Here is a 12,499-nt window from a genome sequence, read left to right on the forward strand (position 1 = left end):
CTGATAAATTATGAAAATATTAATAACCGGAGGTGCCGGTTTCATTGGCTCACATGTCGTGCGCAGGTTCGTAAACACTTATCCTGCATACCAAATTGTTAATCTCGATAAATTAACGTATGCGGGAAATCTTGCCAATCTGAAAGATATCGAATTCAAAGAAAATTACACCTTTGTAAAAGGCGATATCATTGATGCACAGTTTATTGATCAGCTTTTCGAGGAACATCAATTTGATGCAGTGATACACCTGGCTGCCGAATCTCATGTTGATCGTTCAATCGTAAGTCCGCTTGATTTCGTAATGACGAACGTCGTCGGAACGGTAAACCTGTTAAACGCTGCCCGTAAATTCTGGAAAGATGACTATGCATCAAAACGTTTTTATCATGTTTCCACTGATGAAGTATATGGCACGCTGGGCGACGATGGAATGTTTACAGAAGAAACTGCTTACGATCCGCATAGTCCTTATTCTGCATCCAAAGCTGGATCTGATCATTTCGTAAGAGCATACCAGGATACATATGGAATGAATACAGTTATTTCCAACTGCTCAAATAACTATGGCTCGTTTCATTTTCCGGAGAAATTGATTCCGCTTGCTATCAATAACATTAAAAATAGTAAACCTGTTCCTGTGTACGGAAAAGGCGAAAATATTCGCGACTGGCTTTGGGTAGAAGATCATGCTCGGGCAATCGATGTAATTTTCCATCAGGCAAAAGCCGGAGATACCTACAATATCGGAGGCCATAACGAATGGAAAAATATCGATCTGATTCGCTTGTTGTGTAAAATTATGGATGAAAAACTGGGTCGTGAGCCTGGAACTTCTGAACAGCTGATCACCTTTGTTACTGATCGTGCAGGACATGATCTTCGCTACGCTATCGATTCAACCAAACTTCAACGTGAACTTAACTGGACACCAAGCCTCCAGTTTGAAGAAGGTTTGGAAAAAACCGTTGATTGGTATCTGGCAAACGAAGAATGGCTGAATGATGTTACTTCAGGTCATTACCAATCGTATTACCAGGAACAATACGCAGACAGATAAATGCTTTTTAATCTTTTCAAGAAAAGAGAAACAAATCCAGGTGTCGACTTTTCAGTTATAAAAGCTGATTTACACTCGCACCTTTTACCGAATCTTGATGACGGCGCCAAATCACTTCAGGATTCGGTTTCATTAATCAGCGAACTGGCCGAGCTGGGTTTTACCAAACTCATAACAACCCCGCATGTTATGTCTGATTATTTCAAAAATACTCCTGAGAAGATTTTACCGGCATTAGATATTGTTCGCGAAGAATTAAGCAGGCTAAATATGCCAATGCAAATAGAGGCTGCCGCGGAATATTACATGGATGAAGTTTTTGTCAGTAAACTCGAAACAGAAACACTTTTAACACTTCCCGGCAATTACCTGCTTTTTGAATTGTCATTTGTTAATTATCCGTCTAATCTATATGACGTAATCGACCAGATTCTTCAAAAAGGATATAGGCCTGTGCTGGCTCACCCGGAGCGTTATCCCTATTTTGCCGGTGAAATGGAAAATTATAGTCAACTGAAAGATGCCGGCTGTTATCTTCAGATTAACACTATTTCGCTGACAGGATACTATGGCAAAGCTTCGCAAACAATAGCGGAAAAGCTTATTGATCATACGATGGTTAGTTTCATCGGTAGCGATATGCATCATCAAAGGCATTCCGCGGCTCTAAAACAATCATTGAAATTGCCTTACGTGCAAAAATTACTGACAGATTACCAGCTGCTTAATCCGCTTTTAGTCGTTTAGTTCTTGAACGGAGAATGATTCCCTGCTTTTCCAGTATAGCTCTTATTTGCATTCGTGTCGTAACGAAACGCCCTGTCATCGCGCCCGCTACAGTAGTAAAGCAAAACGCCGATAACTTCTGACCCTGTATCCAATGGCCAAAAATCCATCGCCTCGAAAATGAAAAAGAAAGGTAAAGTATCAGGATAACAACACCTATCAAATCGCGCTTGGCTTCAATTTGCTGCTTTTCCTCATTCCAGAATAAGTTGAAAATTCGCTGGCCAATAAAACCGACAGTTCCCCCAACTAACAAGCCGATGCCAATTTCGAGTGGCAAAATATAGCGTTTATTCAAATCGTACAATGAGATACTCATCATGACTAAGAACATGATGAAAAACATCCATTGCCTGAATATTACTTTGCGTTGCACATAGCGGTGACCGATTGACACACGCTGCTTGATTCGCAGCTTACCCATGGCGCAAATTTCGGAATAATCACTGAGAGTAAAATTTGAAAAATGTCAAATCGTGATATTGACTATTCGTAGCGCAAAGATTCGATCGGATCAAGTTTCGATGCTTTAGAAGCCGGGTAAAAGCCCGAAACAATACCAACAACAACGCATATAATTACGCCAATAACTATCCACAGCCACGGAATTATAAAGCTTGCTTTTAACAATAAAGCTACCAGATTACCTATGGCAATGCCCAGCAAAATTCCTGTTAGCCCGCCAATGAGGCAGATAACAATTGCTTCAATTAAAAATTGCTTGCGAATAACCGAAGGTGTGGCGCCGATCGCTTTACGAATGCCGATTTCCCGGGTACGTTCCGTTACTGCAACGAGCATAATATTCATTAACCCTATCGACGCGCCAACAAGTGTGATTAATCCGATTACTATGGCTGCTAAAGTTACCCACTTGATGTTATCGATAAGAGTTTGTGCGATAGCGTCGCTTTTCGTAATTTCAAAATTGTCGTCAATTCCAGCTTTTAACCCGCGGATATTCCTGAAAAGAGCAGTTGCTTCTCCAGCCGCAGCATCGTTTTGACTTGGCGTAGCCGTCATCACAGATATTGTATAAGAGGGATTATCATTTGTCATGATTTGTTTCCCTTTTAACAAAGGAACTACGCAGATTTTATCTCCGCCAAAACCCACACTCGAACCTTTTGGCGCATAAACACCAATCACTTTAAATTTATTGCTGCCTATGGAGACGGTTTTATCTACCGCACTGCTGTCTGGGAACAGCTTGGTTTTAAGTTCGTCTCCGATTATTGTTACGTTACTGCCATGTTCTAGTTCACTTTGAGAAAAATTACGGCCCGAGGCAAGTTTGTATCCGCCCGTAAACATGTATGAATCATCAGCTCCAAGCACACTGATGTTTGGATTTGTTTTCAAATTGCCATATTTCGCTGTTCCGGCAAAGGACGCAAAAACGTTTACGGAAACGGTTGACGGAAAAGTAAACCTATTCTTAAATTCAACAGCCTGGTCATAAGTGATGGAGGTATAACGTTTTGGGGCCCGTCCGCCGCCACCGATACGAATACCTATGCCGCGGTTTCTGATAGTAAACGAATTAGCTCCCATGCTGGAAAAAGTATCGTTCAGTGAGCTTTTTATAGCATCAATCGATGTCAGAATACCGACGAGTGCTGTCAATCCAATGGCTATAATAAGCGCAGTTAGAAAAGTTCGCAGCTTATTGCTGCTGATGGATTGCAATGCCATCTTGAAATTCTCGCGATAGCTCATTTGTACACTCATGCTATAAAGATAAAAATTCTGCTGATTTGACTTACTAATCGGAACAATTGTTACAGTACGTTTTCTGGGAAATTCATATGAAACAACTTGCATTAAACGAAGTTTACAATCAGGCTGATGCTTAATGAGCGCTATTTACGTTATAACTTTGAATGCGGAAATCCAATAAACGATTGAAAGGTAGGAGTAACATTACCGGCAAAATAATATTAGCCTTCGGTGTAGCATGCGTAGCACTTTTCCTGGCATGGAAAATCAGCCGGAATGTCTTTTCTGAAATTTTAGTTACCGTTAAAATGATATCGGCGCCTGACCAGAAACTGCAGATGGTTAGGAATTTATCCACTCGTATCACTCGTTTAGATCAACTGCAACGTACGCAGGCTCTGCGAAATCCCAATAATTACAGTGCTTTTCTCAACGAGTCGAAACAGTTGAGATTGACCTTAGATACACTGAGCAACCTTTATCTGTCAAACCAGCAGCAGCAAAGTAGAATAAACGAAATGAAGCGCTTGCTTAAAGAGCGTGACAAAGTTTTTATCGACTATGTGCAACAGCGCAAAGGGCTTATAGACAATAAGTCGCTGGCTCGTGAGGTACAATCTGTTACACGTATTTTGTCACAAAGTACTGCACACCCCGACAGCGCGGTTACAACCACCGAGAAAAAGGTGTCAACTACTACCGTGTACCCTGCGGAGACCAAGGACGACAGGACGTTTTTTGGAAAAATATTCGGAAAAAAGAAAAAGGTTGCATCGGAGCAAAAGATTATTAATGAAGAACTAAATATCAGTCAGGACACCATTGCATCTACAAAACGTGACAGTATGTTGGAAAAAGCTGGCCAGGCAATTAATGAAATTGAAATGCGCCAGCGTTTAAAAAGCCGGCTGTTTGCAAGCAGGGAAGCGATTTTACTCGAAGCCGGAAACGTGCTAACCGGCCAGATGCTTGGTGTGCTGCACCAGGTTGAAAAGGAGGCAATTGACCAAAATCTTAAGAATAACCAGTTCGCAAGCAATAGCGTAAACGAAGGGATTAAACGAATTAATTATATTATAATAGGATTTCTGGGATTGACAGTCATTTTCCTTTATATGATTATGGCGGACATCATGCGGAATAAACGGTACCGCAAAGAACTTGAAAAAGCGAAAGAAGAAGCTGAGTATCATTCAGCGGCAAAGCAGCGATTTTTGTCAAATATGAGCCATGAAATACGCACGCCTCTGCAATCAATTATAGGATACTCAGAGCAGCTTAAAAAGGCCAATGGGGAGGGAAATGGCGGAGTAAATGCAATTTATCACTCATCAGTTCATTTATTGCAGATTGTTAACGAGGTGCTCGATTACAGCCGGATAATTTCCGGTAAGGTTAAGTTTACGGAAAAGCCTTTCAACATGCTTGCTTTACTTGATGAGGTAATCACGGTTTTTGATTTGCAGGTAAAAGCAAAATCACTTGAATTATTTACTGAGTATAATCTTCCGAAACAAGTTTGGGTAATAGGCGATTCTTTTCGGTTAAAACAGATTTTATTCAATCTACTTGGAAACGCTTTAAAGTTTACAAACAAAGGGCGTATAACACTGAGAGTGTCTGCGAAGAAAAATGGCGGCATTATGCATTTTAATTTCGAAGTGGAGGATACAGGTATTGGTATCGCAGAAAATAAAATGAAAACGATCTTTAATGAGTTTGAGCAGGAGAATTCCGACGGAAAACAAACCGGTACAGGCCTCGGATTAAGCATTATTAAGGAGCTGATCGAACGGCAGCAGGGCAGAATTTATGTGAGCAGTAAACAAGGTTCCTGGACCAGGTTTAAATTTTACCTGGCTTTTGCGATAACTTCCGCTTTAGCTAATGACGAGAAATCCGTAAAATCTCAAAAAATTGCCAAGCCTTCAGGAAAAAAAATATGGATAGTTGACGATGACCGTTTCATTCTCGACCTATGTTCAATGATTCTCAACCGAAACAAAATCAGCCACAATACATTTCAAACGGCGCAGTCGCTGCTGGATTCGGATTTTGGTCCGGCAGACATTATATTTCTTGACCTGCGTATGCCTGATATGGACGGTTTTGAGCTATGTAGTGTATTAAGGAAGAAGCTACCGGAAACTACTGAAATCTATGCTTTAACGGCACAGGTTATGCCTGAGGAGCAGAGTGCTATCCTGAACGCTGGTTTTAATGGTGTATTGATGAAGCCGTTTACAGAAAGCGAGATATTACATATTATTAATCTAACTGATAAGGGTGATATTCCGGCCGTTGATAAAAGCATGATCGATATTTCGTTGGTAGATAAAATGACCTTCGGTGATAAAGATCAAACCGTTTTCGTCTTGGGTCGATTTGTTTTCGACTGTGCTAAGGATGCTGAAGAACTAGAGAAACTGATTTCCTTAAAAGACCATGACCGCGTTGCATTAGTAGTTCACAGGATTGCCGGACGGTTGGGGCAATTTGGAGCACGCGACCTTGCATCGCTTTTCCGGGAAGCAGAATTGCGTTTGCGCACTCGTCAGTCAATTGATGAGGAACTGAAATCTGAACTTAATCAGCTAAACGAAAAGCTGCAGAATCTTACCAGCGAAGTTGATCAATATCTTGTGGCCCATGTTGCCGTTTAATTACTCTATTCCGTACTTCTCCATTTTTAAATACAATGTTTTCCGGTCGATATTGAGTAAGCGCGCGGCCAGCGATTTATTGTATTTGACTTTGACCAGAGTTTGCTGAATAAGTTTTTTCTCCGTGGCTTCGTTAGCTGCTTTGATGTCCGATCCGGTGTTTTTCTGTGGCTGATCGTTAACTGCGGCAATCATTTCTTCAGGAAGAGTTGCTAGTTCGGCTTTTTCACCAGGACTTAGCAGAACCATTCGTTTAATCACATTTTTCAGTTCGCGGAGATTCCCCGGCCATTCGTAACGATGGAATATTTCTTTTACCTCAGTTGAAACCGTTTTTACGTTTCTGTTTAATTCTGTGTTTGACTGTTTTACGAAATGTTCGATAAACAAGTCGATATCGTTTCCGCGATCACGTAGTGCAGGCACCTGTATTTTAAATTCATTAATGCGGTGATATAAATCCTCGCGAAAATCTCCTTTTTCAATACTATTCAGTAGGTCTTCGTTAGTTGCAGAAATAATTCGTACGTCAACCGGGATATTTTTCAGACTGCCCAGAGGCTGTATAGTACGTTCCTGTAATGCCCTCAAAAGTTTTACCTGAACTTCATAACTAAGATTGCCAATTTCATCAAGAAACAGAGTGCCGCCGCTGGCATGTTCAAATTGACCTTTTTTATCTTGTATAGCACCCGTAAAGGCCCCTTTTACATGTCCGAATAGCTCACTTGCTGCAAGATCTTTTGATAATGCACCGCAGTCTATTGCTATGAAAGGATTTTTTGCCCGATTGCTTTTCTGGTGAATTAGCCTGGCAGCATATTCTTTGCCTGTTCCGCTTTCGCCCTGGATTAAAACCGACATATCCGTTGGACCGACTAGGGAGCTGTATTCCTGGATCTTCTGAGCTTCTTCACTATCGCCTTCGATGAAGTCGGGCAAAGTTTGCAGGCTGGATAAATTTTCTATGTTTTTCTTCTCCAACAGTGCTTCGTTGATAATCATAAGCAGCTCGTCGGGATTGACCGGTTTCGTTATATAGTCAAAAGCACCAGATCTGACAGCCTTCACAGCAATGCGCACATCATTGAACGTGGTCATCATAATGGCGGGAAGCGTTAACGCTCTTTCACTTTTATAGTTTAAAATCTCCATTGAAGTTCCGTCAGGCAAGCGGTAGTCAAGCAGGAGCAGATCAAAAGTATCTTCGTTTAATGCTGATAAGCCGCTTTTAATGTCGTTTTTGATAAGCAGTTCGTGGCCATGCTTGGTGAGGAAGAACCGCAGCAGTTCAACAAAAGTAGTATCGTCTTCAATCAAAAGTATTTTTGCCATAATATCGTGTTACTGACAAAAATACAAAAGCCGGAACGGATTCCGGCTTTCGCAAAGGGTTGGTTTAATTGTTAATTTTAAAAAGCTGTGTTTAGCTGACAGGTTTGCCGTATTTATCGATTTTAACGGCTTTGGTTTCCTGACCCTTTGTTACCTGAACTTCATAATACTCAGCATCTTTCGATTTTACAAGGAAAGCTGCTGATGGAATCCATTCTTTGAATTCATCCGATGTTAATGTTGTTTTAACAGCCTCAGGCAGATCTGTTAATTTTACAGTAGCTTTTTGTGTACTGTCTTGTTGTATGGTATTGGTAGAGATGTAGGGCCGTGTGATTGTGCTTGCTTTAGTAGCGCTGATTCCCAAAATGGCTACTGCTGCAGCGGATAAAATGATCTTTTTCATAAATAGTATCTAAATGTTGACGAATGCATTAGGTACATAATGGTGCCAAAAAAATTACAATAAAATAAGGAGCTGTTTTTCAATGTGTTAGGCTGTATGCGAAATGTTGAATAGTGTTGAATAAATCAACACCTTGCCGAATTATGAAACAGCCGTAAAACAAAAATCCCGCACAGGGCGGGATTTAAAAATTTTTATTGAATGAACTTCTTAAACAGAAAAGCTCGTGCCACAACCGCACGTGCTCGCAGCGTTAGGGTTATTAAAAGTAAAACCGCGGGCGTTCAGGCCGTCCTGGAAATCAACCTGCATACCAACAAGATATAGACCATGGGCTTTATGCATAAAAACACGTATTCCTTCGATGTTATACTCCTGGTCGCCATCCTTCATTTGGTCAAACCCCAAAATATAATTCATACCGGCACAGCCTCCGCCTTCAACACCCAAGCGCAGACCGTAATCGGGCCCAAGTTCCTGTTGATCGATCAGTTTTTTTACTTCTTTTATAGCGCCTTCTGTTAATGATACCGGTGCAGTTTCAGCTGCAGTTAGTGTACTCATAATCTTTTATTTATTGGGAGTGACAAATATAAGTTAATTTATACATTTTTGTTCTCTCAGTGGTTTTATGACCATCTCTAAACAAATTCTAGCCATGTTTCAATCCGTCTATTTAATTTCTTTTTTACTGTATTTTTTTATTGGTGCCATCGCATTTTTTATATCCTGGGTTTTGTTAAAAGCGTATCTGCAAAGTAAAACCAAATGGATGCTTATTGAACAAAGGAAAGCCAGCGCTCAGCATATCATACCGCTTCGTCTGCAAGCATACGAGAGAGCTATTCTTTTTATCGAGCGTATTAATCCGAGTAACATGTTATTAAGGCTTCATGTAGCCGGGTTGTCTGCCGCCGAAATGCAAAAGCTAATTTTAGCCGAGATCAGGACGGAGTTTCAGCACAACGTTACTCAGCAATTGTATATCTCCGAAAGTTCGTGGGCTGTTTTAAAGAAGATTAAAGATGATACTATCATTTTGATTAACGGGAGCTTTGCACAGATGAATTCTGACAGTAACGCCGGTGATTTTAGCCGTACAATATTGAACAAACTTGCCTCAGCCGACAACGTTTATGACGCTGCGTTGCATTTGATAAAAAAAGATATAAGCGAATTATTCTAATATATGTCCAGTAAAAACAAGGTAACCGATTCGGGAATTGAAATAAAGGATGTTTATACGGCTGGCAGGCCAGATGAAGAACTTCCGGGACATTTTCCTTTTACCCGTGGGATACAAAAAAATATGTATCGTGGTAAACTTTGGACAATGCGCCAATACGCTGGATTTTCAACTGCGGCGGAATCTAATAAGCGGTACCGCTATCTGTTGGCTCATGGAACGACGGGGCTCTCGATCGCCTTTGACCTGCCGACTCAAATCGGTTATGATTCCGATCATGAGCTGGCAGAAGGTGAGGTTGGAAAAGTTGGTGTGGCTATTGATTCGTTGCACGACATGGAAATATTACTCGATGGAATAGATCTCGAAGAAGTGAGCGCATCGATGACCATTAATGCCACGGCACCAATTTTACTCGCCATGTATATTGCGGTCGCCAGGAAAAAAGGACATTCATTGGCTAAATTGAGCGGGACCGTGCAAAACGACATTTTGAAAGAATACGTTGCCAGGGGAACTTATATTTATCCGCCGGAACAATCGCTGAGACTCATTGCCGATACTTTTGAATATTGTGCAAAAGAAGTTCCGCTTTGGAACACCATTTCCGTATCAGGGTACCATATCCGCGAAGCCGGCGCAAATGCCGTGCAGGAGCTGGCATTCACGTTAGCTAACGGAAAAGAGTATATTAAAGCAGGCATTGAAAGGGGCTTAGACATCAACATTTTTCCTAAGCGCATTTCCTTCTTTTTTAACTGTCACAACAATTTCTTTGAAGAACTTGCAAAGTTCAGGGCGGCAAGGCGGATGTGGGCAACAATTATAAAGCAGTTCGGAGCGAGCCAGGAAGCGGCACAAAAATTACGGTTTCATGCGCAGACAGGCGGTTCTACGCTGACGGCTCAGCAGCCGTTAAATAATATTGCAAGAGTTACTATGCAAGGGCTCGCCGCAGTTTTAGGAGGAGCTCAATCGCTTCATACAAACGGATATGATGAAGCCCTTTCGCTTCCCGGAGAAAAGGCGGCACAGATCGCTTTGCGAACCCAACAAATTATTGCTTATGAAACAGGGGTAGCCGATACCGCGGACCCGCTTGCCGGTTCCTATTTTGTCGAATCGCTTACAGATGAGCTTGAGACGCTTGCCTGGCAATACATCGAAAATATTGACGCGATGGGGGGAGCCGTGCATGCGATAGAAGCCGGATACATGCAAAATGAAATTGCTAAATCGGCTTATAAATATCAGCAAGCTATTGAAAACGGCGAAAGGATTATTGTTGGAGTGAATAAATTCACCACCGAAGAAAAGCTTGTTGAAGAACCGTTTCGGGTGGATGAGCGAAGCGAAAAATCTCAGATCGAAAGCCTGAAAAAATTAAAAGCGGAGCGAAACAATGAACTGGTAAGAGAAGCGTTAAATAAACTATCAGACGCTACCCGAACTGCCAATAACCTGATACCATTTATTTTAGAAGCCGTAGAAGCGTACGCTACTCTTGGCGAAATTGCCGATACATTGCGAAGCCAGTTTGGTGAATATTAAAAGGCTGAAAATACGAGCTTTTTTTTACCGATCAGAATGGAAAAAGGAGCTGAAATCCAAAACGGTGTTTTATGGACGTTTAAGACAATAAAAGTATCAGGTAAACGAATTATCTCGCTGGATAACAATAACTTAATACTATTTTTAAAAATAAGTTTAAAGAGTAAATTTTTTTTCGAATATTCGATGTTCCGAAGCGACCCCATGTTTTCCTTCGGCATTACTTGTAAATCAGATTTTTAGAATTTTTATATGGAAAAAACTAGTACCAGTGTATGGAATAATTGCCTCCAGATTATTAAGGACAACATACCTCCCCAGAGTTTTAAAACCTGGTTCGAGCCGATCTCGGCTTTGAGGTTAGAAGGCAATGTTCTTACTATCCAGGTGCCTAGTTTATTCTTTTATGAGTGGCTGGAAGAGCACTATGTCGGATTGCTTAGAAAGACTATCAAAAAGCAATTAGGAGACGAAGGTCGCCTTGAGTATAATATTGTTGTAGAAAAATCTTCAAACAGCAAACCGTTTACTACTAATATGCCATCCAACGGAAACGGTGCTGAAGGTAAAAATCAATCTATCCCAATTCCTGTTGCATTAAATAAGGATATAAAAAATCCTTTTGTTATTCCGGGATTAAAAAAGCTTCAGGTTGATCCGCAATTGAACTCAAACTATAGCTTTGAGAACTTTATAGAAGGTGATTGTAACCGCCTTGCCCGTTCTGCGGGTTATGCGGTAGCCGGAAAGCCGGGTGGTACTTCTTTCAATCCCCTGATGATTTATGGCGGCGTTGGTTTGGGTAAAACCCATCTTGTCCAGGCTATTGGTAATGAAATCAAAAGAAGCCTTCCGGATAAGTTGGTTATCTACGTATCCTGCGAAAAATTCTGTCAGCAATTTGTCGACTCGTTAAAGAATAATACGATTAACGATTTCGTGAATTTCTACCAGGCAATGGATGTGATCATTATGGATGACGTTCATAACTTTGCCGGTAAAGAAAAGACACAAGATATATTCTTTCACATTTTCAACCATCTCCACCAGTCAGGAAAACAGGTTATCTTAACATCTGATAAACCACCTAAGGATCTGGCAGGCCTGGAAGAGCGTTTATTAAGCAGGTTCAAATGGGGGCTTTCTGCAGATTTACAGATTCCGGATCTGGAAACCCGTATGGCCATCCTGAAAAAGAAAATGTATTCCGATGGAATTGATCTACCGGGCGAAGTAGTTGAGTATGTGGCTCATAATATCGACAATAACGTGCGCGAATTGGAAGGTGCGATGGTTTCTTTACTCGCTCAATCGACACTGAACCGTAAGGAAATTGATCTTGGCCTCGCTAAATCGATGCTGAAAAATTTCATCAAGAATTCTTCAAAGGAAATCTCAATGGAATATATTCAAAAGTTGGTTTGCGAGTACTTTGAAGTTCCGGTCGAAATGGTGAAATCCAAAACCCGTAAACGTGAAATTGTACAAGCCCGTCAAATTTCCATGTACCTTGCAAAAAGCCATACTAAAACGTCTCTTAAATCGATAGGCGCGTTCTTCGGTGGCCGGGATCACTCAACTGTTATTTATGCATGTCAAACCGTTGAAGATCTGATTGATACGGATAAGAAGTTTAAGGCATATGTGCAGGACATCCAAAAAAAGCTTAAAATGTCTTAATAAAAAGATTTAGGGAACCGCTGAAAAAGCGGTTTTTTTTATTGCTTTTATTAATAGTCTATAAAATCTATAGATTTTATTTGTTTAAATAAATCTTTATTTTACATTTGCAA

At 40.9% G+C, this 12,499-nt stretch carries 11 protein-coding genes; 6 read left to right on the forward strand and 5 right to left on the reverse strand.

The window, feature by feature from the left end; genetic code table 11:
* The first annotated feature begins 7 nt into the window (after window positions 1–7).
* The gene (rfbB, locus tag GS399_RS12900) at window positions 8–1,060 is read left to right on the forward strand and encodes a dTDP-glucose 4,6-dehydratase (protein WP_160845100.1); all 1,053 of its coding nucleotides are present in this window, start codon (window positions 8–10) and stop codon (window positions 1,058–1,060) included.
* On the forward strand, window positions 1,061–1,807 hold the full coding sequence (locus GS399_RS12905; protein ID WP_202409451.1) for a tyrosine-protein phosphatase: 747 nt from the start codon (window positions 1,061–1,063) through the stop codon (window positions 1,805–1,807).
* Here GS399_RS12905 and GS399_RS12910 read toward each other — a convergent pair.
* Together GS399_RS12910 and GS399_RS12915 are read right to left on the reverse strand one after the other, a co-directional pair.
* A complete protein-coding gene (locus GS399_RS12910; protein ID WP_160845050.1) occupies window positions 1,785–2,270 on the reverse strand; it encodes a hypothetical protein in 486 nt (161 codons plus the stop codon). The two genes, GS399_RS12905 and GS399_RS12910, sit on opposite strands and share 23 nt — an antisense overlap.
* Before the next feature lie 62 nt (window positions 2,271–2,332).
* Window positions 2,333–3,577, reverse strand: a complete 1,245-nt coding sequence (locus tag GS399_RS12915; RefSeq protein WP_160845051.1) for an ABC transporter permease — start codon at window positions 3,575–3,577, stop codon at window positions 2,333–2,335.
* A 152-nt stretch (window positions 3,578–3,729) separates the two neighbouring features.
* On the opposite strand from GS399_RS12915, the gene GS399_RS12920 reads away from it, so the two are divergent.
* Window positions 3,730–6,228: an ATP-binding protein gene (locus tag GS399_RS12920; protein ID WP_160845052.1), complete on the forward strand. Its 2,499-nt coding sequence runs from the start codon at window positions 3,730–3,732 to the stop codon at window positions 6,226–6,228.
* Here GS399_RS12920 and GS399_RS12925 read toward each other — a convergent pair whose 3' ends face one another.
* The 3 genes from GS399_RS12925 to GS399_RS12935 all read right to left on the reverse strand — a co-directional run bounded on the left by GS399_RS12925 (window position 6,229) and on the right by GS399_RS12935 (window position 8,533).
* Window positions 6,229–7,563 carry a sigma-54-dependent transcriptional regulator gene (locus GS399_RS12925; protein ID WP_160845053.1) on the reverse strand — a complete coding sequence of 445 codons (1,335 nt, stop codon included), beginning with the start codon at window positions 7,561–7,563 and terminating at the stop codon, window positions 6,229–6,231.
* 91 nt (window positions 7,564–7,654) lie between these two features.
* A complete protein-coding gene (locus GS399_RS12930; protein ID WP_160845054.1) occupies window positions 7,655–7,969 on the reverse strand; it encodes a hypothetical protein in 315 nt (104 codons plus the stop codon).
* A gap of 210 nt (window positions 7,970–8,179) precedes the next feature.
* Entirely contained in the window at window positions 8,180–8,533 is a 354-nt protein-coding gene (locus GS399_RS12935; RefSeq protein ID WP_160845055.1) for a HesB/IscA family protein, read from the reverse strand.
* Window positions 8,534–8,627: 94 nt separating this feature from the next.
* Here GS399_RS12935 and GS399_RS12940 point away from each other — a divergent pair, with 94 nt between their 5' ends.
* The 3 genes from GS399_RS12940 to dnaA all read left to right on the forward strand — a co-directional run bounded on the left by GS399_RS12940 (window position 8,628) and on the right by dnaA (window position 12,386).
* Window positions 8,628–9,155, forward strand: a complete 528-nt coding sequence (locus GS399_RS12940; protein WP_500778609.1) for a DUF7935 family protein — start codon at window positions 8,628–8,630, stop codon at window positions 9,153–9,155.
* A 3-nt stretch (window positions 9,156–9,158) separates the two neighbouring features.
* Entirely contained in the window at window positions 9,159–10,706 is a 1,548-nt protein-coding gene (locus tag GS399_RS12945) for an acyl-CoA mutase large subunit family protein (protein ID WP_160845057.1), read from the forward strand.
* Between the two features lie 252 nt (window positions 10,707–10,958).
* Entirely contained in the window at window positions 10,959–12,386 is a 1,428-nt protein-coding gene (gene dnaA / locus GS399_RS12950) for a chromosomal replication initiator protein DnaA (RefSeq protein WP_160845058.1), read from the forward strand.
* The last annotated feature ends 113 nt before the right edge of the window (window positions 12,387–12,499 follow it).

Origin of the sequence: Hufsiella arboris (assembly GCF_009834875.1) — a bacterium.
Lineage (GTDB): Bacteria > Bacteroidota > Bacteroidia > Sphingobacteriales > Sphingobacteriaceae > Hufsiella_A > Hufsiella_A arboris.

Bases quoted from the DNA above. Each gene is read 5' to 3' on its own strand.
- GS399_RS12905 (WP_202409451.1), top strand. From the start codon at position 1,061: ATGCTTTTTAATCTTTTCAAGAAAAGAGAAACAAATCCAGGTGTCGAC.
- GS399_RS12910 (WP_160845050.1), bottom strand. From the start codon at position 2,270: ATGGGTAAGCTGCGAATCAAGCAGCGTGTGTCAATCGGTCACCGCTAT.
- GS399_RS12915 (WP_160845051.1), bottom strand. From the start codon at position 3,577: ATGAGTGTACAAATGAGCTATCGCGAGAATTTCAAGATGGCATTGCAA.
- GS399_RS12920 (WP_160845052.1), top strand. From the start codon at position 3,730: ATGCGGAAATCCAATAAACGATTGAAAGGTAGGAGTAACATTACCGGC.
- GS399_RS12925 (WP_160845053.1), bottom strand. From the start codon at position 7,563: ATGGCAAAAATACTTTTGATTGAAGACGATACTACTTTTGTTGAACTG.
- GS399_RS12930 (WP_160845054.1), bottom strand. From the start codon at position 7,969: ATGAAAAAGATCATTTTATCCGCTGCAGCAGTAGCCATTTTGGGAATC.
- GS399_RS12935 (WP_160845055.1), bottom strand. From the start codon at position 8,533: ATGAGTACACTAACTGCAGCTGAAACTGCACCGGTATCATTAACAGAA.
- GS399_RS12940 (WP_500778609.1), top strand. From the start codon at position 8,628: ATGTTTCAATCCGTCTATTTAATTTCTTTTTTACTGTATTTTTTTATT.
- GS399_RS12945 (WP_160845057.1), top strand. From the start codon at position 9,159: ATGTCCAGTAAAAACAAGGTAACCGATTCGGGAATTGAAATAAAGGAT.
- dnaA (WP_160845058.1), top strand. From the start codon at position 10,959: ATGGAAAAAACTAGTACCAGTGTATGGAATAATTGCCTCCAGATTATT.